The organism is Niallia sp. Marseille-Q9988, from assembly GCF_976954375.1.
Genome location: NZ_CDRJSZ010000013.1, coordinates 54,036 through 77,721, shown reverse-complemented (window position 1 = coordinate 77,721; position 23,686 = coordinate 54,036). Strand labels below are relative to the sequence as shown.

Sequence of the window (23,686 nt, the reverse complement as noted above, 5' to 3'; positions counted from 1 at the left end):
AACTTTCACCATCTCTTTATCTTTTGAAACAAGATTGTAAGTTTGATTAGAGTTCATTATATCAATTTCTATCTGGAACGAAAAAATCATAATAATCACCTTGTATAATTATTCTGCTCCCATAGCGACATAAGGAAGAGAAGTTCCAATAATTCAAGGGAAGCACTCATTTGTTTAAGTACATTTTTTTACAAGCTCTTCTTCTTAACTTAGTATTGGATATATAACACTTTTGCAAAAAAAGACCCCAAGTACTCTACACCCGAGGTCTAAATGTTAATTATTATTTGTTCTTCATATAATTTTGGTAATTCTTATTTCCACCAGAAAGATTATATATATCATTAAACCCTAAGTTACGCAAAACATTTTGTGCAGCATTCCCAGTGACTCCACCATTACAGTAAGTTACGGTTGGTAAGTTACGATCAAGCTCTCTACTTTTCACACGTAATTCACCTAGTGGTATATTTATTGCACTCTCCACTTTTGATACATTATGTTGTTTTGGTGCTCTGGTATCAATTACTTGAAGAGCTTCTCCTTTTTCTATTCTCTCCGTTAGTTCCTTTGGTGTAATTAGCTTATTTTTCTTTTCAATAGCATTTTGCAGAGCCATTCCAGTGTACATTACTGGATCTTTTGTTGTACTGAATGGAGGTGCATAGGCAAGATCTAGATGGAATAAATCTTCTGCTTTTGCTTTAAACGTCATTGCTGTTACAAATACATCAATCCGTTTATCTACACCTTCTTCTCCAACTATTTGTACACCTAATATTCTGCCAGTTTCTCTATCAGCAATTGCTTTAATAACTAATTCTTTTCCTCCGAGGTACTCTGCTCTAGCCGGTTTAATATTATGAAGTATTTCGATATCATAGCCTTCTTCTAATGCTTCTACTTCATTCATACCTGTTTGACCAACAGCCAAATCAAATACTCTTAAGATACCAGTACCTAAAATACCTCGGTGTTCTAAAGAACCTCCCGTTATTACATCTCCAGCTATTCTTCCCATTTTATTAGCTGTACTTCCTAATGGACGATAGATAGGTTTTCCTGTAATAACGGAGTAGCTTTCAGCAACATCACCAACAGCATAAACATCAGGAAGGTTAGTCTGCATTTTGGAGTTAACTGCAATAGCTCCAGTACTACCAATTTCAACACCGATTTCCTTAGCCAATTGTGTATTTGGACGAACACCCGTAGCTAATATAACAATATCCGTTTCAATAGCTTTTCCTGATTTAGTTTGTACTTCCTTCTTGCTTATCGCAGTTACCTCATCATTTAAGATGAGATTGACTCCTTTTTTAACTAAGTGTTCTTCCACTCGTGAAGCGATATCTTTATCCATATGTGCCATTACATGATTACTACGTTGTACGATTGTTACCTCTAAACCTCTATGAGTAAGCTGTTCTGCCATTTCTAATCCAATATAGCCAGCTCCTATGATGGTTGCTTTCTTTGGTTGGTTTGCTTTCATATATTGATCAATAGCTGCTGTATTTTGTATCGTACGAACTTGGAAAACATGCTCTCCATCTACTCCATCAATATCAGGTTTAATTGGAGAAGCCCCTGTTGCAAAAACCAATACATCATAAGAGTCTTCTTTTATTTCATTTGTATCTAAGTTCTTCACTTGAACTTTCTTCTGCTCGGCATCAATTGTAGTTACTTCATGACGAGTAAAAATATCTACGTTATATCGCTTTTTAAACCAAGCAGCACTTCTTGGAGTTAATGTTTCCAGATTTTCTACTTCTCCACCTAGAAAATAAGGAATACCGCATATGGAATAAGAAATGTCATAGTCTGCATTATATAGAGTGATTTCCGCATTTTCATCGTTCCTACGTGCCTTTGCTGCTACAGATGTTCCTGCTGCTACAGATCCTATAATTAGTACTTTCATATTTATATCCTCCAAAATTAGTATCAATATTACTCTGTATAATTAACAATTCCCGTTCATTTATGAAAGAATGGAAAGCCACAGATATAAGCCGATTAGAGTTATCAAAAGGGTTGGAATAGTTAAGACAATACCTGTTTTAAAATAAGTTCCCCATGATATTTTTACACCTTTTTGAGATAAAACATGGAGCCATAACAACGTTGCTAATGAACCAATTGGTGTAATCTTAGGACCTAAATCAGATCCAATAACATTGGCATAAATTAACCCTTCTTTTATTACTCCTGTAGCATTTGTATCTGCAATTGCTAATGCATCAATAAGTACAGTTGGCATATTATTCATTATGGACGATATGATTGCTGCAATGAATCCCATTCCCATGGTTGCAACAAACAATCCTTGGTCTGCAGCTGCTTGAATAACACTAGATAGCAGGTCTGTTAAACCTACATTACGCAATCCATAAATTACGACATACATTCCAATAGAGAAGAATACAATTGCCCACGGAGCACCCTTTACTACTTTCTTAATAGATACAGCAGCGCTTCTTCTTGCAAATACAAGGAAAATAATCGCAATTACACCTGCTATGATTGAGACTGGAATAGACAGGAATTCACTCACGAAATAGCCAATAAGTAAAACAGCTAAAATCATCCAAGATAAACGAAACATCTTTAAATCTTTTATTGCTTCTTGTGGTACTTTTAATTGATTTAAATCATAAACCTTTGGAATTCTTTTACGGAAATATAAGTACAACACCAGGATACTTGCTATTAAAGAAAAAATATTTGGCACAATCATTCTGGATGCATATTCTACAAATCCGATATCAAAGAAATCAGCAGAAACAATGTTGACCAAATTACTAACAACTAAAGGTAATGATGTAGTGTCTGCTATAAAACCACTTGCAATGATAAACGGAAAAACCATTTTCTCGTCTAACTTTAAAGCTCTAACCATCGCTAAAACGATTGGTGTTAAAATTAGTGCTGCCCCATCGTTTGCAAAAAACGCTGCAACAATAGCACCTAAAATAGCAACGTAAACAAACATCTTGAGTCCATTACCACCAGCAACTCTTGCCATATGTAAAGCTGCCCATTCAAAAAATCCTATTTCATCTAAGATTAAAGAAATAATAATGATTGCGACAAATGCAAGTGTTGCATTCCAAACAATTCCAGTTACGTCAATGACATCATTGAAATCAACTACACCAACAAGAAGAGCTAATATTGCCCCGCCACATGCTGACCAACCAATCGAAAGATTTTTCGGTTGCCAGATAACTAATGTCAGTGTTACTAAAAAGATAATTATTGCTAATATAGTTTGTAACAAAGCTGTTAACCTCCATTAATTACATATAATTCTTAAACCCTTTTCCTCTAGCCATAGTAATTTTTCTCTCTGACTTGGAACATGTTTTAATAACTCTTTAACTAATACGTAGTATTCACTTGTTGTGTTTAAAGAATAAACCACCCACTGACCTTTTCTTTGTTCTTTAACAATTCCAAGATCTCGCATCTTCCGTAAATGCTGGCTAATAGAAGGTTGTGACATATTAAAAAGTTCAACAAATTCACAGACACAACACTCCTGTTCATCCAACATGCTTACCATAGATAATCTTGTTTTATCTCCTAAAAGCTTTAATACATTTGCAGTATCCTTTATATCCATTACAGTTGCCAGATTTATTTACCTCCCTTAGTATCTTCAAAAAAAAATGGTACTCATGTAACCAATCAAAGATATTAATGAAGAACTCATTTGCGTATATAATTATATGCTTATATGTTAATTATAAAAAAAGTTAATGTCAACCACATTAACCCTTATTATTTTATTTATTCACAAGAAATACGCATTCCGTTTTCCTCAAGCCAAATAAATTTTTCATTTTGATTTGGAATGTAATTTAAAATGTTTTTAATCATAGGGAAATATTGATTTCCTTGCTCTAGAGAATAGATAACCCATTTGCCTTTTCTTTGCTCTTTAACCAGACCAGCATCTTTTAATTTTCTCAAATGTTGACTTATAGCTGGCTGTGACATTTGAAACACATCCACAAATTCACATACACAGCAGTCATTTATCATTAGCATTCCCATTATGGATAACCTTGTCTTATCACCTAGTAGTTTCAAAATATTCGCAATAGTATCTATTTGTTCAATAGTCATGTATAATCATCCGTTCCATTTGAATTACCTTTATACTAAATGGAGTAGTCATAGTATGCAAGAAAATAAGAGTTAGTTAAACTCTTATTTTCTCTTTTCAATAGTATATTTAATTAATGAGCTATTTCCTTCTCTAATTCGCAATAAGCTCGAATGAAATTACTATAGGATATAGATCCAAGTGTATTTTCTTTATTGCTAAATAATCTTGCAAAAGCCTTCTCTCTTGCTAATTCAATGGAAACTTCCAAACTATTCATGATTAATTTCAAGTAAGCTTTAAAATAATCTTTACTTAGATTGCCACCTTTATTTATAACCATATATAACCCTCACTCTTAATTATTAGGAGCAACACGAATTCGTCTCACAACTATTATTAGGTGTAATATTAGAGAAACTCACGCTACAAACCCCTGTCTCAGGTAAATCTAGCTCTACTTTTTCAGAAGATTCTATATCTCCTGCCATAAATGCTGCTATTGAACGTACCTGTTCATATCCTGTAGCCATTAAGAAGGTTGGAGCTCGACCATAGCTTTTAGATCCAACAATATATAGATTCTTCTCAGGCTGCCTCAATTCTTTTTCACCATGTGGACGAACTGTTCCACAGCTATGCAAATTAGGATCAATTAAAGGAGAAATTGCCTCTACACTTTCAGTAGCAAAATCAACTTTTGTACGTAATTCATTTAAAAAAGAGTAACTAGGTCGATTTCCTGTATTGACAATAACTTCATCAATCGATTCAATTTCCAGCTTTACACCGTTCACTTCTCCTATAATATTTAGCGTTGAGGTATTATTCCTTTTTATCAACTGATCTACTCTAAAGGAAGTGTGTACTTGAACGATCCCTTTATCCACCAATCCATGAATCCTGCTGCCTAATAATCCTCTTGCTTCTAAGGCATCCTTTTCCTCTCCACCATATGCATCCTCTACCCGTTCTTTGCGGATAATCCATATAATTTCTGTTTTAGGGTTCTTTTCCTTTAAAATCCCTAATTCTAATAAAGCATTAATGGCAGAGTGACCGCTTCCTATAACTGCTACTTTCTTATTTTTGTAGCGGTTTATACTTTCTCCCAAGATATCAGGTAACCCATAAAAAATGTTGTCCTTCAGGGATTTTTCTGATTCTAACCAAACTCCATTGGAGTTAGCTGGATTAGGATTTCCCCATGTACCAGTAGCATCAATGACAGCTCTTGACTCAAGAACTTGAATAGTCCCTTTATACTCTGTATAAATAACAAATGGGACATTCTCTCTGTTAGCTGTCTTCATTTTATCGGTATTTTTTTTGGCTATAGAAATGACTTTTGTATTTAAAGCTATTACTTCTTGTAATTCTGGAATCTTTGATAAAGGGATTAAATAATTTTCCACGAGTTCTTTACCAGTAGGTATTTCCTCAAGATTCGGTTGTTCCCATCCATCTCTCTCTAATAAAGTAGATGCTGCTTTATCGATGTTGTATTTCCATTGTGAGAATAGTTTTATATGCTTCCAAGTAAGGATGTTTGCTCCCACTTCTGTTCCAGCTTCTAGAACAATCACTTTTTGCTTATATTGAATCAAATGAGCTGCAGCAGCTAAACCTACAGGACCTGCCCCAATAATAGCAATAGGTAGTTCTTTACTGATAGTTGTATTTTCTTGAGTTTCATCCGATGGCTGACAGCAAGATGATAAGATAAAATCAGACATATTAATTACTCTCCTTTGTATTTAACAAATAGTAATCTTGATCAAAAAGCAACTTTTCCATTATCATTACATCTACAAATTTGCCTCTTAATCTTCCTTGATTTTTAAATAATCCAACCTCCCTATAGTTTAGTTTTCGGTATAAACCTTGGCCTAAAGTATTTATAGGAAATGTAGAGAGCACTAGTTTGTAGAAATCCTGTGATTTTGCTTCTTCTTCTAAGACATGTAATAGTTGCTGTCCTAGTCCTTGGCCCCTAAATCCCCTATGTATATATATGGATATTTCTCCTACGCAATCATAAGCAGCCCTACTATTGTATGGGTTAATCGAAGCCCACCCCATAATTTCTCCTTGTTCATTGGTTGCTACGAAAGCACAATATCTTCCATTATGAAGATTAAAACAATTGTAAATATAGTTTTCGTCTTTAGATTCTTCTTCAAAGCTGGCTATTCCATCTTCAATTCCTTGATTATAAATCTCTAATATAGCCGATAAATCCCTTTTCTCTACTTTCCTAATCATTTTTCCATCCCCTTAATTGACTTTTTCATTAATTGACTTTATCAACTATATTGTTTAATGAAGGCCACCTTATTTGGTGGCACAACTACCTAACCCATTATTTTTGTTCATTGCAACCAATAGCAAACTTAGACTTTCTAAAACCTGTTGATGCTTATCTTCCTGTATGTGCTCGAAAATATTACCGAGATACTCCATCATTTGATTGGAAATTTCATCTGCTTTCGATTCCCCTTCATCTGTAAGTGACAAAAGGACATATCTTCTATCATTAGGGTCTGGAACTCTTGAGATGAAGTGAAGCTCAACCAATTTATTAACCTGACGACTTAAAAGTCCTGTATCCATGATTAACTTTTCTGCCAATGTCTGTAGAGATATATTCGGACTCTTACTTAACTCATAGACAATGTGACTTTGCGATACTGTAATTCCACAACAGTCAGAACCATCTTTCTGAAGAAGTCCAAAGTCCCTTACCAACTGTTGTAACAACTCACGTATTTGAATTTTATCCTGGGTTTTCATATATTATCGCCTCTACACTAAATGATAACGTCATTAATTGATATTGTCAAATGTTAAACTTCCTAATTCTTATGAGACATAAGAAACAGTTTCAAAAAGGTTCCTTTTTAGGTCTACAAATGATAGACTATGCTTAATAATGGTATGAAAGATGAAGATAAAATATTTATATCAAAAGTAATTCTTCGAAATTTAGAAAAATCATTAATAAAATCTAGATATATATCGATATTAATTTCTCTTATCGAATTTTAATTTAGAAGGAGTTAGAATATGAATAGTTTACAATATAGCAGCAAAACAAAAATATTTGCTTTAGGTGGTCTAGGAGAAATCGGAAAAAACATGTATGTAATCGAGTACAATGATGAAATTATAATTGTAGATGCTGGATTTAAATTTCCTGAATCCGAATTATTAGGTATAGACTATGTTATACCTGATTATACGTACTTGGAGAAAAACAAAGACAAAATTAAAGGTTTATTTATTACACATGGACACGAAGATCATATAGGTGGAGTTCCTTTTTTATTTAAGCGTATAAAAGTACCTATTTATGCAGGGGCTCTAGCAACAGCATTAATTCAGAGTAAGTTAGAGGAACATAAAACAGGTTATGTAGAAATGATACATATTTCAGATGATATTGATGTTCAATTTGACAATATAAAAGTAAGATTTTTCCGAACAACACATAGCATTCCAGATTCTTTCGGCGTAGTAATCACCACACCTGATGGAAATATTGTGCATACAGGTGATTTTAAATTTGATTTTACACCAATGGGGATAGAAGCCAACCTTCACAAAATAGCAGAAATTGGTCGAGAAGGAGTTTTATGTTTATTATCTGATAGTACAAATAGTGAAGTACCCGGTTTTTCAATGTCTGAAAAAAAAGTTGGAGAATCGATTAAAGAGATATTCGAAGCAACACAATCTCGTATTTTATTTGCGACATTTGCATCAAACATTCATAGAATACAACAAGTAGTTGAAGCTTCTATTCGTTATAAGCGGAAAATCGCTATCGTTGGAAGAAGTATGGAAAAAACAATTCAGATAGGAAAAAACCTAGGTTATATACAGGCTCCTGAAGATATATTTGTTGAAATCAGTCAAATTAATTATCTTCCAACTCATGAAGTAACTATTATATGTACAGGAAGTCAAGGAGAACCTATGGCTGCATTGTCGAGAATAGCAAATGGTAATCATCGACAAATTCATATTGTCAAAGGTGACACAGTTGTTTTTTCTTCCTCTCCTATTCCTGGGAATATTATAAGTGTTAATCGGACAATTAATCAATTATTCCGAGTAGGTGCAAATGTTATACACCATAAAATTAGTGATATTCATACATCTGGTCATGGTACCCAAGAAGAACAAAAATTAATGATATCACTAATAAAGCCCAAATACTTCATGCCCATTCATGGAGAATACCGAATGTTAAAAAAACACGTAGAATTAGCTGTTGATTGGGGTGTTTCACTAGAAAATTGCTTTGTTATGGATAATGGTCAAGTACTAGAAATCTCTGAAGATGAAGCACGAATTAACAGTAAAACAATACCTTCCCAAGGTGTCTATGTTGATGGAAGCGGTATAGGTGATATAGGAAATATTGTATTACGTGATCGCAAAATTTTATCCGAAGAAGGAATTATCATCATAAGTCTAAGTATGGATAGTAAAAAAAAGCAGTTAGTATCTCCACCTGCAATAGTTACAAGAGGATTCGTTTATATGCGTGGGTCTGAAGAACTTATGAGAACAATAGAAAAAGTGGTAAATGAATGTGTATCCACACTACTCAAACAAGATATATTAAATTGGGGGAAAATTAAACAAGAGATTGTGGAAGTTCTTAGTCCATTCTTATATGCTGAAACTGGACGTCGACCAATGTTACTACCCATTATTATAGAAGTGTAAGAATACAATATTTTCTTTTATAAAAATTGTCACAGAAACTAACAAAGGGTTTCTTTTTTCAACTACTTTAAGAAACCTTTTTATATAAAGTAATAATTAGAGATGCACTGTTAAGCTAAGCCAATTATCCTCCTGATAAATAAAAATATGAAAAAATTATTATCTATCATAGTTGATTGATTTACCTTGTGTCCAATTAAACTTAATAAAAACATTATCTCTAATAAGAGGAAAATCATAGGAAGTACAATAAAAAAATATGTTATTATAGTTTGGTCACAACACCATCAGGAGGATAAATATGTTATATGGCTACGCTAGACCAACACAAGAAGATCTTACTTGCAAAAAACAAATAACTCAATTAGAAGCAATAAATTGCACATCTATCATTTTAGAAGACCATTCCTCAGCCAAAAAAAGAATAAAATTAATAGAATTAATAAACTCTCTTTCAAGTGAGGACAAAATTGTTATTACTAAATTTTTCGCACTTGCTGATTCCACCCGTCATCTTCTGGAAATAATGGAGAAAGTTCAGAAAAAGAACGCATTTTTGCAGTCGTTACATGAAAATGTCGATACTAGCATAACAAAACACTATGAATTTACTGGGATACTAAATCATTTAGTTGAATTCCAAACAGACTTGATTAGTGAAAAAACCAAAGAAGGATTATTTGAAGCAAAAAAAAATGGAAAAGCACCTGGAAGACCAAAAAAGCCAGATAAAAATGTTAAACTTGCCATGTCAATGTACAAAAGTGGAAAATTCAGTCTTGCCCAAATAAAGGAACATACCGGAATCAGTAAAACTACTCTGTATCGATATCTAGAAAAATAATACTTCATCAGTGTTTTACAAATCTCCAATTAATTACTAGTGAAACTAAATCATTACTTAGTGTAGCTATTCTCCACTATAATTCATCACTTTAGAGGTTGGCTCCTTAATACAAGAATTATTTTAGATAGCCATCTTCTCATCTTTTTAATCAAAAGGAGTGTAGTTAATACTATGAATAAAAGGAAGAGGAATACTTCTATATTTTACGGTTGGTTTATTGTTTTTATAGCAGGTTTAGGTACATTTTTTTCAGGGCCTGGTCAAACCTATTCAAATTCGACATTCATTGAGGAATACATAAAAAGTTTTGGGTGGAATAGAACCGAAATATCCAGTCTATATTCCATCGCTACTTTATGCTCTGGATTTCTGATAATGTTTATGGGAAAGTTTATGGATCGCTTTGGTTATCGTAGAATGCTCGGAATAGTAAGTGTCTTGTTTTCATTAGCTTGTTTTTTCAATAGTTTTGTTACCAATATTTGGATGTTAGGAATTGGTTTTTTCTTGATTAGGTTCTTGGGTCAAGGAAGTATGACGTTAATTCCTAATACCATAGTGCCACAATGGTTTATAAAAAAACGAGGAAGAGCAATGAGTTTTATGGCTATAGGAAGCTTTTCAAGTGCTGCTTTTTTTCCTATTGCAAATACGTGGTTAATTGATAAGTGGGACTGGCAAACAACCTGGCAAATATGGGGAGTCGCATTACTAATTATTTTCACACCCCTTGCTATAATAGGAGTGAGAAATAGGCCTGAGGATATTGGAGCCTTGCCAGATGGTATTACAGAAAAATTCAAGAATAAATCTCATAATAAAATATCCCATTCTTATTTAGTGATGGATTGGACCTTAAAAGAAGCTATGCAAACTAAAGCTTTTTGGGCAATTTTAGTTTGCGTGGGAATCCCTGCACTTGTAAATACAGCTATTACATTCCATCTCTTATCCATATTTCAAGAACAGCACCTGTCCTCGCAGTTAGCAGCTAGTGTTTTAAGCCTGATGGCATTAGTTGGATTCCCAATTTCATTTTTGTCAGGTTTTATACTAGAAAAAATACAAACAAAAATCCTTTTGATGGGGATATTCTTAACAGAGATTACATTCCTCATTCTGTTAATAAATGTAAAAAGCATTTGGATTGGAATTATTTTTGGAATATTATGGGGAGCAAGCAATGGAATAGAAAGAATTACACTCAATATTATATGGTCTGATTATTTCGGAAGAAAATACCTAGGGAGTATAAACGGGATTGCTATGATGGTTATGGTTGTAGGTTCTGCAATTGGTCCATTGCCACTAGGAATAGGATATGATTATTTTCACAGTTATATAGAAAGCTTATTATTTTTACTGTTATTTCCGATTCTTGGAATATTTGGAGCAATCCTTGCAAAAAAACCTCAGAAAGTAACAATAGCAAAAAGAGCTAATTAGAGGAGGTTTTAACCTTCTTTCTAATTAGCAAGTTTATTTTACAATTAATACTGGACAGTTAGCTCTTTTAGTTACTTTATGACTTACACTACCTAAAACAAATTCCTGTAGGACGTTTAATCCTCTGCTTCCCATTATTGCAAGATCTGTACCCTTGTTATTAATGTAGTCTACTAAAACTTGACCTGGTTCTCCCTTTAATATAACAACTTCATAATTGAGCCCCGATTCTTTCACTAACTTTTCCACTTCTGAAATTTTCCCTCTATTTTTATCAACAAATTCAGAGCTATTCCAATTATGAAGGGTCTCAGTCTTTGCCTTTGAAGGATCACTTACCATAACGATTTCTACTTTAGATTCTGAGCAACAGTTAGCAATATAAATTGCGTTTAATGCAGCTCTTTTTGAGTGTACGGAACCATCGGTTGCTAATAAGATATTTCTATACATTTTCATTCCTCCCAACTAAGCAAGCGCTTACATATATAATATAACTTTTTATATAAAACGGGAACTTAATTTATGTTATTTTTATTTTATTTTCAATTAAACTCATTCATTTCCATTTTCCTCAAAAATAAAACCCACTTTTTTTAAAGTGGGTTTTATAATACAATTATTTTACTATCAATACTGGGCAATTGGCTCTTTTAACCACCTTATGGCTGACGCTGCCTAGTACCATTTCTTGTAGAGTGTTAAGTCCTCTGCTTCCGATTACAACCATATCAAACTTTTTTTTATTAGCATGTTCTACTATAGCTGGTCCAGGGTCTCCGTGTAATAATTCAAAACTAAAATCAATATTATTGGCATTTAATAACTCTTCAAAAGGCAATAATTTTTTCTTGCGAGATAACTCCAATTCCTCCTTATTATGAGCGTGTAAAACCTCATCTTTTGATTTGGAAAAATCCACAACATAAACTAATTTTATTGTACTTTCTTCACTTAAAGAAGCAATTTTCATTGCTTCCTCTGTTGCTCTTTTAGAATGTTCTGATCCATCAATGGCTAATAGTATTTTTTTATACATTATACACTTCACTCCCCTTTTTAGTGTGCAGATAATTTTGCATTTGGATCGTTAAATACTGCCAACTTATCCACGATTTTTTTACTTGCTGCATTTAAGTTTTTAATAGTCACGTTGTTATGATTTTCTCGATATTTAATCACTACTTTATCGATCGCACCAACAGCTGAATCATCCCATATGTGCGCATTGGTGAAATCAATAATAATATTCTTATTCTCCACAGAAAAATCAAATTGCTCCACGAACTCTTCCACGGAAGCGAAAAATAACTGCCCTTCTACCTCGAAAGTAATATTCTGGTTATTCACATTCCTAACCAACTTAATTTTAGATATTTTAGCCACAAAAAAGATGGCGCTTAATATAACTCCTGCTATAACACCGATAGATAAATCATGTGTTGCTACTACGATGATAACAGTGACTAACATAACTGCTGCATCTGTTTTTGGAGCGTTTTTTAGGTAAGTAAAAGATGACCAGTCAAATGTACCAATAGAAACCATGATCATTATACCTACCAGGACTGCCATTGGAATTTGGACTACTATATTCCCTAATACCAAAATTAGAAACATAAGAAATAGTCCAGCAACAAGTGTAGATAACCTACCTCTACCACCTGACTTTACGTTTATAACGGATTGTCCTATCATCGCACAACTTGCCATACCACCAAAAAAACCTGTAATAACATTGGCAATTCCTTGCCCTCTAGCTTCCCTATTTTTATTACTACCTGTTCCAGTCATGTCGTCCACAATGGAAGCAGTTAAAAGAGATTCTAATAAACCTACAATAGCTAATGCAATGGAATATGGAAAAATAATCTTTAATGTTTCAAAATTAAGTGGTACATCAGGAATAAAGAAAGATGGTAACGATTGAGTGATATTACCTAAATCTCCAACTGTTCTTAAATCAAAGTCAGAGAAAATTGCTAAACTTGTTAATAAAACAATTGCAATTAATGGTGCTGGAACCGTCTTTATAAATCTTGGTAAGATATAGACAATCAATAATGTAATGGCTACAAAGATATAAGTCATATTGGAGATACCTATAAAATGAGGGACTTGTGCCATAAATATTAAAATAGCTAAAGAATTAACAAAGCCAACCATAACTGCCCTCGGAATAAACTTCATTAGCTTTGCTATTTTTAAAACTCCAAAAACAACTTGGATAATACCTGTTAATATAGTGGCTGCTAATAAGTAGTTTATACCGTAGTCTTTTACTAATGGCACCATTAGTAATGCCATAGCTCCAGTCGCAGCCGAAATCATAGCTGGTCTTCCGCCAACAAAAGAAATGGTTACAGCCATACAAAAAGAGGCATACAGGCCAACCATTGGATCAACACCCGCAATAATGGAAAACGCTATTGCTTCTGGAATCAGTGCCAAGGCAACTACTATTCCAGATAGAATATCTGCGGGAATATTTGAAAACCAATCTCTCTTCATTTTTTCAATCACTAAAAAATACCTCCGTTATAATATTTTATATAATAAATATATAATCAGCTTTTTTAACTTACTTTGAACAGTCTAACACCAAAAGAACCAAAATGGAACCATTTTGGTTCTTTTTTTCAAATAATTTTTATGATATGGTTTATTTAAACGCTTAAAAACTAAGGAGGCTAATACATGTTAATTGGTTATATGAGGCCTGTTGAAGATGACCCTAATTGTATAGATCAGTTAGAAAGTCTTACTACCTATCATTGTAACGTAATCTATACTGAAGAACTTAGTTCTCACAAGAATAAAACTACACTTAAAAAGATGTTATTAAACTTAAATAAACACGATAAGATTGTGGTTGAAAAATTTTATACAATTGCTGATTCATTAAAAAAATTAAAGGAGATATTAAATATTATTAGGGAAAAAGATGCTTATATTTTGTTTATTAAAGAGAATATTGATACGAGTAATGTAATGGAAGAAAAGTTTAATGAATATGTACAACATCTAATAAACCTTCAGGGCGATATTATAAGTGAAAACACTAAAATAGGAATAAAAACAGCTAAAAACCAGGGGAAAAATACAGGTAGACCCAAAAAGTCTTTACGTAATATTCAAAAAGCAATTGATATGTATATTAGTAAGCAGTTTTCATTAATAGAAATTCAAAATACAACTGGAATTAGTAAGTCCAGCTTATACAGATATTTATCAAATTGGGAGGGAAAATCCTAAGCTTAAATTATATTGGGTGACTACCAATTTGTGATTTTTTCAAGTATTTTTAGGTAACATCAAGTGCTGGCTGATAATTGTTAATTTCCTTATATTGATTGAAAAATATAAAAACCTCTGTCAAATTTAAGAACAGAGGTTTTCCAATTTTTTGTCTATTTTAATTAATCTTAGATGAAATAATACTAAATATTTAGTTATTTTACATTTAACTTCAAATCAGTTGAGAACTTTTTGTAAAAAAGCAACTTTTTTCATCTAGAACTTTATTTTAATACAACAACTCAATTATATTACGAATATTTATGACAAATCATTCCGGAAAAATTACTAAATTAATCCGATTTTGAATTCTGACATATTATTTACTCTCCTTTGTTTTTAACAAATAATAATCTTGATCAAAAAGCAATTTTTCCATAATCATTACATCTACAAATTCCCCTCTTAATTTTCCTTGATTTTTAAATAATCCAACTTTCCTATAATTCTGCTTTCGATACAGACCTTGACCTAAAGCATTGATAGGGAATGTAAAGAGCACTAACTTGTAAAAACCATGTGATTTTGCTTCTTCTTCTAAGACCCGTAATAATTGCTGACCTATTCCTTTCCCCCTAAATCCCCTATGTATATATATGGATAGTTCTCCTACACCCTGGTAAACAGCTCTTGTATTATAAGCATTTATGGAAGCCCAACCAGTTATTTCTCCTTGTTCGTTTGTTGCTACGAAAGCACAATATCTTCCATTATGGAGATTAAACCATTTGTAAATATAGTTTTCGTCTTTAAGTTCTTCTTCAAAGGTGGCTATTCCATCTTCAATTCCTTGATTATAAATCTCTAATATAGCCAATAAATCCCTTTCCTCTACTTTCCTAATCATTTTTCCAACTCCTTAATTGACTTTCACATTAATTGACTTTATCAATTATAATATTTAATGAAAGCCACCTTATTTGGTGGCACAACTACCTAGCCCATTGTTTTTATTCATTGCATATAGAAGCAAACTTAGACTTTCCATTACCTGTTGATGTTTATCTTCCTGAATATGTTGAAAAATATTACCTAGATACTCTAACATTTGATTGGAAATTTCCTCTGCCTTCAATTCCCCTTCATCCGTAAGTGACAAAAGGACATACCTTCTATCATTAGGATCTGGAACTCTTAAAATAAAGTTAAGTTCAACCAGTTTATTTACCTGTCTACTTAAAAGCCCTGTATCCATCATTAACTTTTCTGCCAATGTCTGTAGAGATACATTTGGGCTCTTACTTAACTCATAAACAATGTGACTTTGTGATACTGTAATTCCACAACAATCAGATCCGTCTTTCTGAAGAAGACCAAAGTCCCTTACCAATTGCTGGAGCAATTCACGTATTTGAATTTTATCCTGTGTTTTCATATATTATCGCCTCTAATTAGATGTTATCATCATTAATTGATAATGTCAAATAATATTTTGAACTTATACCTTATTCAACTCCCCCTTTAGTTACACAAGAGACTCCTCCACTAAAATAAAATGAGTGTTAACTTTTAAATTAAGCGTTAATTACTATTAACCTTAAATCTCATAAAAAACGTCTAATCCCTTATGAAACAAGGTTCTAGACGTTTATCAATTATAAAAGCGTTAATATTAGTAAAAACGAGTTCATTTATTTTTCACCTTCTTATTACGCGTTATTATATGTATTTTTTCATCCTTTTCTCTTTCTCAAATGCATCAATCAAATTAAATTTCTCATCATTAAATGGATTGATAACAAAGGGTCTTGTTGATAATGAAATGGATTTAAATGAAATATACAAGTCATCCTCAGAAATTAAATCACTCCCACTTTTTAAAGCCTGTACGGTTGATTCTTCTATTAGTTTTTTTATATAATAAGGATTTCCTTTAGTTGCATAAAAAATCTTCTTTGCTAATACTGGATCAGCTAAGAAAGCTTGCTCAGGAAAGGGCAGTTGCTTATCTAATCCATTTAAAAACGCTCTAAATTCTATTTCCTCTTCTTTCGATTGGTAGGAAAAAGGCTGTAAACTTTGCTTTTCACAAAAGCGGCGGTCTAATTGTTCATTATAAACAAAGACTTTATTTGATTCAGGCATTCCGCATACTAATATTGGTATTCTAACTTCATTAGATAAATTTTTCACCCAATTAGATGCTTTGTTTAATACATTTTTACTTTCGCTATCAATTAAATGTTGAAACTCATCTACTATAATCATTTCAACTTCACACTTTTCAACAAAAGATAATATTCTGACAGTCATATTATTCTCTGTACCACGATCATAGTTTGGATCTCCCATATTCAACAATATTTTAGAAGCCACTGACTTTGGTGTTGCTCCTACAGGAACTGTTAAATATAAAATCGGAATTTTTGTAAAACCATCAATAATTTTTCTCGGATATTTACTTTCATACTCTTTGAGTAGAGTAGATTTCCCAAGACCAGTTTCACCATATATAAATAAACCATCAGGCTGAACAGAACCAAAGGATAACTGATGGTGTTCTTCTATTTTATCTAATATTTTTTTATAACGCGGATATTGAATAATGATACTTTTAACGTGCTCTTTCCTTTTTTTTATTTCTTTGACATCAGGAATTTTACCTTTTAGTGGCTTAAATAATTCATTCATCGTTATGACCTCATTTTTTGAAACTCACTCCATAATCTGGTAATGAGTCTAAATCAATATAATCACTATTACTTTTCCCAATCATTGTTTCTTCATCTTGTAATTGCTCTTTTTTACTTTTAGTTGCATATTTTTTCTGTTTATTTTCCCTTTCTTTCTGTTCATCAAAATGAACAACTATTGTATCAGCTTCAATAGGACTTTCTATTTGTAGTTCCGCTAATCCCATTGAAGAAATACCTTCATAATTATAACTCTTAGGCAAATCTCGTTTATTCAACTGTTCCAAGTTGCGTTTTTGTTGGTTATATTTCTTTTTATCACAATTTGTGAGCTCTTTTACTTTTCTTATGGTTTTTGCTAAATTAGTTACATCATCTTTGTTAGCGCCAAGTGTTCTTACCGAAGAGTCTAGTTCTAACTGAGACAAATAAACAGGTAAATTCGTGGGAATTTCCTTTCTTTCAAGAGATGTGTTATTTGCTTGAATATATATTTTTTTAAATTTATCATAAACATAAACAGATCTCATATCCGCTAAGTCATATCGAACTTTAACAGACCCAATTTTCTTTTCGTGTTTTACCTCGTTAATTAAGTTAGCTCTAAGTTCCATTAAATCTTTACTATTATAGTATTCGTTTTCTATAACAACGCCTTTATTTTGTATCTTTCTATAATCTATTCCACTCATAAAAATTAATTTAAGCTCTTTTTTGCTTTGTGGTATAGGTAATTGTAGCAAAGGATTATTCACTAATCCTTTAAGCCATAGATCCTTTGGCTTTCCTCCTCGTCTCTTATCATAAGAATTCGCAATTACATCTACCATCACCAGATGAGCCATATAAATAAACGTCTGCATTGTTATACAAGCTTCTCCTACAGAATCATATAATCCTTTCTCATAAACATTTGAAAAAGTCGTTCCTTTTAATGTATGAATCCATGTAGTGTTAAGTGTTCTAAATCCTCTCTCGATAGTTCCCTTTTGATAACCAGCACCAACTTTACAAAAGTGAACATTTATATTTAACTGTTGGCAAGTATCCTTAACATCATACGATTCATTTATTATTGAATTATCAAATACTACCTCAGAGGGTTTTCCATATGCTACCCAATCATTTTCTATTAAGGGATATAATTTTTTCAGGTACGTTTTTGGCATAATAGAATGTAATAGACATTGTTTCACCGCAGATGCATTTACATCCTTAAATGTTACATAAAATCCTAGTGGATGACCGGTAGCTTTATCTATTGCATAGACTAGCCAAGGACGTTCTGGCTTTAGTGTCGATGGATTAATTAATAAGACATCGACAGGTGTCCAATCAATCTCCACTCTTTCCAAGGGTTTAGTAATTACAACTTCTTTTCTAGAACCTTTCTTCCTCAATTCAGTTTCAACTTTACCAAGCCTAATCTCTTCTTTTCTAAATTTGTCTTCTATAGTTTTCTTCCTTCTATAAAATGTAGAACGAGATACTATTTTAATTTTATTTTTATCATCTCTAAATCTGTTAATTTCTTCGATTCTTAATGAAAATTCAGAAAAAAGATGTTCATCTGTAAACTTTTCACCACTATATTGGAATTCATTTACCAGTTCTTCTATTAGTTCGACTATCTCTCCCTTTGTATAATGATTTTTGGGACCAGGCTTCTTTTTTACAAGAGTTCGAATATCTTCATATTTTTCCCATCTACTCTTCCATTCATAAAAGGTTGTTTTACTAACTTTTGGTTCTATCGTATCTAAATAACTCTTAATTTCTGCAGGTAGTATCTCTCCGTCTATCACTGGTTTTATAATTTTATACCTTCTTTTAGCCTCGTTAACTGAATCTATATCTAGCAATGAAAAGTCCCTAATTTCAGATTCACTGCTGCGCCAATCGTTATTTCTGAATACTAATTCTTCTTTATTCCACTTTTCTAATAAGTGTTCTTTATCCCAAATCTCGATTTTATTGTAATTTAAATTCTCTAGTTCGATTGCTCCATTTATTTCTCTTCTAACTATATATCTATCTTCATCTATCATTAACTTTGTTCCTGCTAAAAATGCAAACATACTCATTAGTAACTATCCCCTCACAATATCTATAAAAGTTTCATCATTGAGTAATTCATTTATGAGATCAATATTTAATTGCTGATTATAAATCATATAGTATAAATTCGAATAAATTTCTGGACTAGGTATACTATCATCAAACTTTATGATATCTTCCATCTTACTTTTTCCATTTTTTTGTATAAAATTATAAATTTTTATTTTTGTACTTTCTTTAGTTAACCTTTCGTCGACTCCTCTAATCTTATCGAGGTTTTGTATTAGATATCCTTGTCTTATATCTTTTTCTGTAACTATTTTGAATTTCCATCCTTTTTTTTCACAATATATTTTCCCTACTTCAAATTTAACTTTATTATCTTCTTCTTTAATCTTATCCTCTGGCTTAACTTCAAAAATAATATACTGTTTATCCTTAGTTTCCACTAAAAAATCAGGAAAATATTTGTATATCTTCCCTTTATATCTGTATTCTATTTTTATTGGTTGAGATTGAATTTTTATGATTGAAGGATCAAAATCTAAAACCTTAATGAAGTCCTTCTCTAACAGACTCTCCCAAGCAACCATTTCATTAGACTTTTTGCTATTTATAAAGCCTCTAAAGCTGCCTTTTTTGGATGGTTTTATTTTTCTAACTTGTTCCATATTATCACCTAGTTTACCAGAGTATTTTTTTGGAGATTATTATATTTGAGGTGAAGAACATCATGTTACTTTTTTATTTAAAGCCTAAGAACAACGAAAGCCTTACTGGATTCTTTTATAGGACGGCAAAAGAAAACTTAATGGATAACATAAAATGGATTAATGATCACTTTTCCGTATTTACAGGTTATCAGCCTAATGTTAATTTAATGAATTGGGGCGAACAAAACCATATTAAAGATACTTCAAACTTTTTACGCATCGAATATCAGCTTGCAAACAGTATGACTTTTACTTATCTATTAGAATTTCACGGTTTAAGAGTAGATTATACCAAGAACACTATTAAGTGCCCTTGGTTTTCATACCAAACAACAAAGGTTTGTCCAGTATGTTTAATAGAGGAACCGATTCACCGTTTAGACTGGAGTTTTACATATAGTTTTATATGTAGAAAGCACAAATTATTTCTAATTGATAAATGTATGTATTGTTCTAGAGATATAAATATTAAGACCGTTATTTCCGATAAATGTGTTTGTGGGATGCCTTTATCTTCAGCTAAACCCAAAAATGTTACATTATCTCTTCTATTTAATTATCAACAAGAGGTTGATAAATTTTTCTCCCATGATAAAACTGTTAATATTAATGATTGGATTTCAAATTCTTCGACATTCTATTATGCATTAGAGTTTTTAGCAACTTGGATACCACAAACAATCAATATTGATGAGATTATAACATTAGATGGTTTTAAATATAGCGGAAACGCAGTTGTTAATAGCCGTTTAAAAAAATCAAAAACACTTATTCAATCTTGTCCTTTATACATACACGCTTACATATTATTGAGGGATTGGCCAAAGCAATTTTATACATTCATTAGATTGATGAAAAATAAAAACAACCTTAATAGTTTTCGTCTATTTTGTAATGCTGTTAATAAGTTAATTGGCACTAATTTGGAACCATTGCACACTGAGTTTATGAACTATATACTTAAGAATCAATTACCAAATAGTTATCCAAATCAATTTATTAGTATAAAAAAGGCATGTGAAATTACTAAATTAAAAGAAGATACAATTAAAAGAAGTGATTATTTTCAGCTGTTTATGTGTAACTTCAAGGAAATGGAATTTTTCTTTGTGAAAAAAATTGAAATCGAAAAATGGTTGTCCCTTTACAAAGAATCGATTTCAAAAGAACACTTACGGAATACTTGGCGGACAAGCCCAAAAGTTACTTTTAACATACTTTCCAATAATGTATTATGGCCAGCTATTAACATACAAACTGGTTCTGTAATGCAATGGCAAATCCCTATTGGCAAATTAGAAGAAATCACTTTAAGGTTACAACAGAGAACCACTCTAATAATTGGACCAAAAATTATTTTAAATAAAGCCTTTCAGTGGGTTGGTGTACATTACTCTTTTGTTGTAATTAAAGCAATGTTGGCAGGGTGCTTACCATTCGAATTAGATAAAAAAGTTTTGGGTAATTCTTTGGTTTCAAAAAGAGTACTTTTTAAAATAGTTCGAAATATTGTTGTTAAACTGGCTAAACAAAGTGGAGTTTTATCGCAAAAAGATGTTGCCTTCTTGTTTGGTGTTAAGAAAAAGGATATTGAATATTGGATTTGTACAAATAGACTTAAAACTAATAGCTCAGGGGCTATTACAAACGATTCCTTTACTAAATTTGAATCCAAGTACTTTACAACCTTTCAAATTTCTATGATTAAATCTATTAGTACAAAAAGAATATTAAAAAAATATAATAAGGGGAAATTGATTGCTGTTTCAGGACCTGAATTAAACGATGGTAAACGCTTATTATTCTTAAAAAGCGTAATTAACATAATCTAATAAAGATTAAAATAGCTTTCTAATGACTGAATCTACTGAATTTTATTAATTATTCAAAAAAGCTGAGATTTTATATTTATTCTTCTATAATTAGCTTTACATCACTTTTACTATATATTTTAAATTTATTCTGGAAATGATTTAATACAGGGCTAATGTCTTTACTAGTTAATGTGTTTAACAGTAAGTCAATGTCTTGGGAAACAAGATCACTAAGCTGAGATAAATTAATATAATTATTTTTGTATTTTTTTGCTTCATTTACTGAAAAATATGGCTTTTCCATTAGTTCGGTTGGTTTTAATAGCCCATATTTGATTAACAAACTAATTTGACTATTTTTTATCCCTAGGTATTTAACTAGTTCCAGTCGAGATAATACCCCTTTTCCTGTTTCTAACTTATTTTTTAATGACTCTTCCCATACTTCATTTTTTCTAATAAGATATCGTTTTAAGCCTGTATCTTTCACTCTTTTATCAACCACACGTATTTTCCCCTTGACTATAAGTGTAATCATATCGGATAAATTAGTGCCTACTGAATATTTAATACTCTTTGTAATATCTGTTAGCTCTTCTTCATTACAAGAAATTTGATTACTTTGTAAACAATATCTTTCATACCTTTTCTCTATAATTCGGAAGATTTGGTCAATCTTCCGCCGGTCATATAATACTTCATTAGTACCATTAATGATTGGAGAACTTTTTACTTCCAAAAGAGTCTTTTCTAAAGAAATCACACCGTTAAGTGATATGTTTAAAATACTACTTGTTACTTTTCTATTAACCAAGAATCTTTTATTTGAAAGATATCTATTAACACTTTCTCTTGATATTAATAAAAATTCTTCTCTCTCCTTGGTAATACTCGCTTTAAGAAATCCATTAGCTATAAGTTTTTTTACAGTAACATGTTTGCATTTTAACATGTTAGCGACTTGTGATAATGAAAGATAATAAGCACTATAAATATCCTTGTTAAAACTCCTACTATTTGAAATTAATGAACTATCCCAGTTTTTAAATATATAATTTTCAAATTCATTTCTTAAGAAGTCCATTTGAGGATGATTATACTTATTATATAAATCAATAAAAAAGTAGCCAAAGTTATTAATATAACTGCCTCTATCATATTTAGGCTTACACTTCTTAAAATTTCTGTACAATTCCAAAAAATCAGAATAATTAACAGGCCAATTTTCGAATCTTTTTGTAATGTTCATAATTAAGGTAGTAAATTCCCTATCTTCATATTCAAATGGAATTGAAATACTCCCTACTCTACTCTTATCTCTATAGTACAATCTTATAAAAAAGTGATAAATCAATAAGATATATTTTAGATCAAGTTTAGTTAACAAATTTAGATTACTTTCTTTAAAATTTCTGGTATCAGAGTTAAATTTATAATAGATGATTCTTGACACGAAGGAATTGCTTTCGTCAGCATTTTTAACTTTTAAGGTCCTTAAGTCCTTATTACATTTACAATAATAAAACTTCTTTCTATATTGTTTAATTGGTTTTCCACAGCTACTACATGAAGAAACAAGGAAACAATTATGTATTGGACATACTAAAAAAATTCTTATATCCCATAATTTATGATGAATACCAACAGTTTCAAGGCATCTAGGACATACCTTAGCATGAGCATTCATCAAACTGTCTTGATACAAAGTAAAATTAAAATGCTTAAATTTTCCTTTTTCATAATCAAACTCGTTATAAAATGTAGTTATTAATAATTCATTAAGTGACAAGCCAGTTAAATTCATTAAAGATGAAAAATCAAATTTCCATGGTAGCAGATTGCGAGGACCAATATAGTGATTAAAATCAGAATCGTTTAATATCCATGTATTTGTTTCATACATATTTTCAATTGATAATCTATTAATATAACTAAAGATATTTTCATCTTTTCTAGGTTTAACTACACAAAGTAATTTTTGTTCAATAAATAATCACCCCCAAAAAAGTTATTTTACTTATAAG

At 31.5% G+C, this 23,686-nt stretch carries 22 protein-coding genes; 5 read left to right on the top strand and 17 right to left on the bottom strand.

Features of this window, described 5'->3' with window-relative positions:
• Positions 1–283 precede the first annotated feature (283 nt).
• The 8 genes from ACWNMZ_RS20630 to ACWNMZ_RS20595 all read right to left on the bottom strand — a co-directional run bounded on the left by ACWNMZ_RS20630 (position 284) and on the right by ACWNMZ_RS20595 (position 6,910).
• The gene (locus ACWNMZ_RS20630) at positions 284–1,927 is read right to left on the bottom strand and encodes an FAD-dependent oxidoreductase (RefSeq protein WP_016204927.1); all 1,644 of its coding nucleotides are present in this window, start codon (positions 1,925–1,927) and stop codon (positions 284–286) included.
• Between the two features lie 60 nt (positions 1,928–1,987).
• Positions 1,988–3,286, bottom strand: a complete 1,299-nt coding sequence (locus tag ACWNMZ_RS20625; RefSeq protein WP_016204928.1) for an arsenic transporter — start codon at positions 3,284–3,286, stop codon at positions 1,988–1,990.
• Positions 3,287–3,301: 15 nt separating this feature from the next.
• Positions 3,302–3,631, bottom strand: coding sequence for an ArsR/SmtB family transcription factor (locus tag ACWNMZ_RS20620; protein WP_016204929.1), 330 nt, complete (start codon positions 3,629–3,631; stop codon positions 3,302–3,304).
• A 167-nt stretch (positions 3,632–3,798) separates the two neighbouring features.
• Positions 3,799–4,137: an ArsR/SmtB family transcription factor gene (locus tag ACWNMZ_RS20615; protein WP_016204930.1), complete on the bottom strand. Its 339-nt coding sequence runs from the start codon at positions 4,135–4,137 to the stop codon at positions 3,799–3,801.
• A 113-nt stretch (positions 4,138–4,250) separates the two neighbouring features.
• Positions 4,251–4,460 (bottom strand): hypothetical protein, encoded by a 210-nt coding sequence (locus tag ACWNMZ_RS20610; RefSeq protein ID WP_016204931.1) that lies wholly within the window; start codon positions 4,458–4,460, stop codon positions 4,251–4,253.
• 22 nt (positions 4,461–4,482) lie between these two features.
• Positions 4,483–5,853, bottom strand: a complete 1,371-nt coding sequence (locus ACWNMZ_RS20605; RefSeq protein ID WP_109769256.1) for an NAD(P)-binding domain-containing protein — start codon at positions 5,851–5,853, stop codon at positions 4,483–4,485.
• A gap of 1 nt (position 5,854) precedes the next feature.
• On the bottom strand, positions 5,855–6,382 hold the full coding sequence (locus ACWNMZ_RS20600) for an arsinothricin resistance N-acetyltransferase ArsN1 family A (RefSeq protein ID WP_016204933.1): 528 nt from the start codon (positions 6,380–6,382) through the stop codon (positions 5,855–5,857).
• Positions 6,383–6,451: 69 nt separating this feature from the next.
• The gene (locus ACWNMZ_RS20595; protein WP_016204934.1) at positions 6,452–6,910 is read right to left on the bottom strand and encodes a MarR family winged helix-turn-helix transcriptional regulator; all 459 of its coding nucleotides are present in this window, start codon (positions 6,908–6,910) and stop codon (positions 6,452–6,454) included.
• Positions 6,911–7,183: 273 nt separating this feature from the next.
• Between ACWNMZ_RS20595 and rnjA the strand changes: the two genes are divergently transcribed.
• The 3 genes from rnjA (at position 7,184) to ACWNMZ_RS20580 (ending at position 11,147) form a co-directional block, all read left to right on the top strand.
• Positions 7,184–8,854 (top strand): ribonuclease J1, encoded by a 1,671-nt coding sequence (gene rnjA / locus ACWNMZ_RS20590; protein ID WP_047945031.1) that lies wholly within the window; start codon positions 7,184–7,186, stop codon positions 8,852–8,854.
• Between the two features lie 301 nt (positions 8,855–9,155).
• Positions 9,156–9,698, top strand: coding sequence for a recombinase family protein (locus ACWNMZ_RS20585; protein ID WP_016204937.1), 543 nt, complete (start codon positions 9,156–9,158; stop codon positions 9,696–9,698).
• A gap of 174 nt (positions 9,699–9,872) precedes the next feature.
• Positions 9,873–11,147: an MFS transporter gene (locus ACWNMZ_RS20580; protein ID WP_251628547.1), complete on the top strand. Its 1,275-nt coding sequence runs from the start codon at positions 9,873–9,875 to the stop codon at positions 11,145–11,147.
• 33 nt (positions 11,148–11,180) lie between these two features.
• Here the strand turns inward: ACWNMZ_RS20580 and ACWNMZ_RS20575 are convergent, their stop codons facing one another.
• The 3 genes from ACWNMZ_RS20575 to ACWNMZ_RS20565 form a co-directional block, all read right to left on the bottom strand.
• The gene (locus ACWNMZ_RS20575; protein WP_016204939.1) at positions 11,181–11,600 is read right to left on the bottom strand and encodes a universal stress protein; all 420 of its coding nucleotides are present in this window, start codon (positions 11,598–11,600) and stop codon (positions 11,181–11,183) included.
• A gap of 166 nt (positions 11,601–11,766) precedes the next feature.
• Positions 11,767–12,186, bottom strand: a complete 420-nt coding sequence (locus ACWNMZ_RS20570) for a universal stress protein (RefSeq protein ID WP_016204940.1) — start codon at positions 12,184–12,186, stop codon at positions 11,767–11,769.
• A gap of 20 nt (positions 12,187–12,206) precedes the next feature.
• The gene (locus ACWNMZ_RS20565) at positions 12,207–13,658 is read right to left on the bottom strand and encodes a SulP family inorganic anion transporter (protein ID WP_040344256.1); all 1,452 of its coding nucleotides are present in this window, start codon (positions 13,656–13,658) and stop codon (positions 12,207–12,209) included.
• Between the two features lie 186 nt (positions 13,659–13,844).
• On the opposite strand from ACWNMZ_RS20565, the gene ACWNMZ_RS20560 reads away from it, so the two are divergent.
• Positions 13,845–14,402, top strand: a complete 558-nt coding sequence (locus tag ACWNMZ_RS20560) for a recombinase family protein (RefSeq protein WP_016204942.1) — start codon at positions 13,845–13,847, stop codon at positions 14,400–14,402.
• A gap of 361 nt (positions 14,403–14,763) precedes the next feature.
• Here the strand turns inward: ACWNMZ_RS20560 and ACWNMZ_RS20555 are convergent, their stop codons facing one another.
• From ACWNMZ_RS20555 to ACWNMZ_RS20535, 5 genes are all read right to left on the bottom strand, one after another.
• The gene (locus ACWNMZ_RS20555) at positions 14,764–15,291 is read right to left on the bottom strand and encodes an arsinothricin resistance N-acetyltransferase ArsN1 family A (RefSeq protein WP_016204943.1); all 528 of its coding nucleotides are present in this window, start codon (positions 15,289–15,291) and stop codon (positions 14,764–14,766) included.
• A gap of 69 nt (positions 15,292–15,360) precedes the next feature.
• Entirely contained in the window at positions 15,361–15,819 is a 459-nt protein-coding gene (locus ACWNMZ_RS20550) for a MarR family winged helix-turn-helix transcriptional regulator (RefSeq protein WP_016204944.1), read from the bottom strand.
• Positions 15,820–16,103: 284 nt separating this feature from the next.
• Positions 16,104–17,075 (bottom strand): TniB family NTP-binding protein, encoded by a 972-nt coding sequence (locus tag ACWNMZ_RS20545; RefSeq protein ID WP_016204945.1) that lies wholly within the window; start codon positions 17,073–17,075, stop codon positions 16,104–16,106.
• 10 nt (positions 17,076–17,085) lie between these two features.
• Complete coding sequence (locus ACWNMZ_RS20540) at positions 17,086–19,161, bottom strand: Mu transposase C-terminal domain-containing protein (RefSeq protein ID WP_016204946.1); 2,076 nt, start codon at positions 19,159–19,161, stop codon at positions 17,086–17,088.
• A 6-nt stretch (positions 19,162–19,167) separates the two neighbouring features.
• Positions 19,168–19,806 carry a TnsA endonuclease N-terminal domain-containing protein gene (locus ACWNMZ_RS20535; protein ID WP_053215733.1) on the bottom strand — a complete coding sequence of 213 codons (639 nt, stop codon included), beginning with the start codon at positions 19,804–19,806 and terminating at the stop codon, positions 19,168–19,170.
• A gap of 62 nt (positions 19,807–19,868) precedes the next feature.
• On the opposite strand from ACWNMZ_RS20535, the gene ACWNMZ_RS20530 reads away from it, so the two are divergent.
• On the top strand, positions 19,869–21,680 hold the full coding sequence (locus ACWNMZ_RS20530; protein WP_016204949.1) for a TniQ family protein: 1,812 nt from the start codon (positions 19,869–19,871) through the stop codon (positions 21,678–21,680).
• Positions 21,681–21,756: 76 nt separating this feature from the next.
• Here ACWNMZ_RS20530 and ACWNMZ_RS20525 read toward each other — a convergent pair whose 3' ends face one another.
• On the bottom strand, positions 21,757–23,649 hold the full coding sequence (locus ACWNMZ_RS20525) for a TniQ family protein (RefSeq protein ID WP_449598873.1): 1,893 nt from the start codon (positions 23,647–23,649) through the stop codon (positions 21,757–21,759).
• Between the last annotated feature and the right edge of the window lie 37 nt (positions 23,650–23,686).

Coding starts and splice junctions, on each gene's coding strand:
- ACWNMZ_RS20630 (WP_016204927.1), bottom strand. CDS start 1,927: ATGAAAGTACTAATTATAGGATCTGTAGCAGCAGGAACATCTGTAGCA.
- ACWNMZ_RS20620 (WP_016204929.1), bottom strand. CDS start 3,631: ATGGATATAAAGGATACTGCAAATGTATTAAAGCTTTTAGGAGATAAA.
- ACWNMZ_RS20615 (WP_016204930.1), bottom strand. CDS start 4,137: ATGACTATTGAACAAATAGATACTATTGCGAATATTTTGAAACTACTA.
- ACWNMZ_RS20610 (WP_016204931.1), bottom strand. CDS start 4,460: ATGGTTATAAATAAAGGTGGCAATCTAAGTAAAGATTATTTTAAAGCT.
- ACWNMZ_RS20605 (WP_109769256.1), bottom strand. CDS start 5,853: ATGTCTGATTTTATCTTATCATCTTGCTGTCAGCCATCGGATGAAACT.
- ACWNMZ_RS20600 (WP_016204933.1), bottom strand. CDS start 6,382: ATGATTAGGAAAGTAGAGAAAAGGGATTTATCGGCTATATTAGAGATT.
- ACWNMZ_RS20595 (WP_016204934.1), bottom strand. CDS start 6,910: ATGAAAACCCAGGATAAAATTCAAATACGTGAGTTGTTACAACAGTTG.
- rnjA (WP_047945031.1), top strand. CDS start 7,184: ATGAATAGTTTACAATATAGCAGCAAAACAAAAATATTTGCTTTAGGT.
- ACWNMZ_RS20585 (WP_016204937.1), top strand. CDS start 9,156: ATGTTATATGGCTACGCTAGACCAACACAAGAAGATCTTACTTGCAAA.
- ACWNMZ_RS20580 (WP_251628547.1), top strand. CDS start 9,873: ATGAATAAAAGGAAGAGGAATACTTCTATATTTTACGGTTGGTTTATT.
- ACWNMZ_RS20575 (WP_016204939.1), bottom strand. CDS start 11,600: ATGTATAGAAATATCTTATTAGCAACCGATGGTTCCGTACACTCAAAA.
- ACWNMZ_RS20570 (WP_016204940.1), bottom strand. CDS start 12,186: ATGTATAAAAAAATACTATTAGCCATTGATGGATCAGAACATTCTAAA.
- ACWNMZ_RS20565 (WP_040344256.1), bottom strand. CDS start 13,658: ATGAAGAGAGATTGGTTTTCAAATATTCCCGCAGATATTCTATCTGGA.
- ACWNMZ_RS20560 (WP_016204942.1), top strand. CDS start 13,845: ATGTTAATTGGTTATATGAGGCCTGTTGAAGATGACCCTAATTGTATA.
- ACWNMZ_RS20555 (WP_016204943.1), bottom strand. CDS start 15,291: ATGATTAGGAAAGTAGAGGAAAGGGATTTATTGGCTATATTAGAGATT.
- ACWNMZ_RS20550 (WP_016204944.1), bottom strand. CDS start 15,819: ATGAAAACACAGGATAAAATTCAAATACGTGAATTGCTCCAGCAATTG.
- ACWNMZ_RS20545 (WP_016204945.1), bottom strand. CDS start 17,075: ATGAATGAATTATTTAAGCCACTAAAAGGTAAAATTCCTGATGTCAAA.
- ACWNMZ_RS20540 (WP_016204946.1), bottom strand. CDS start 19,161: ATGAGTATGTTTGCATTTTTAGCAGGAACAAAGTTAATGATAGATGAA.
- ACWNMZ_RS20535 (WP_053215733.1), bottom strand. CDS start 19,806: ATGGAACAAGTTAGAAAAATAAAACCATCCAAAAAAGGCAGCTTTAGA.
- ACWNMZ_RS20530 (WP_016204949.1), top strand. CDS start 19,869: ATGTTACTTTTTTATTTAAAGCCTAAGAACAACGAAAGCCTTACTGGA.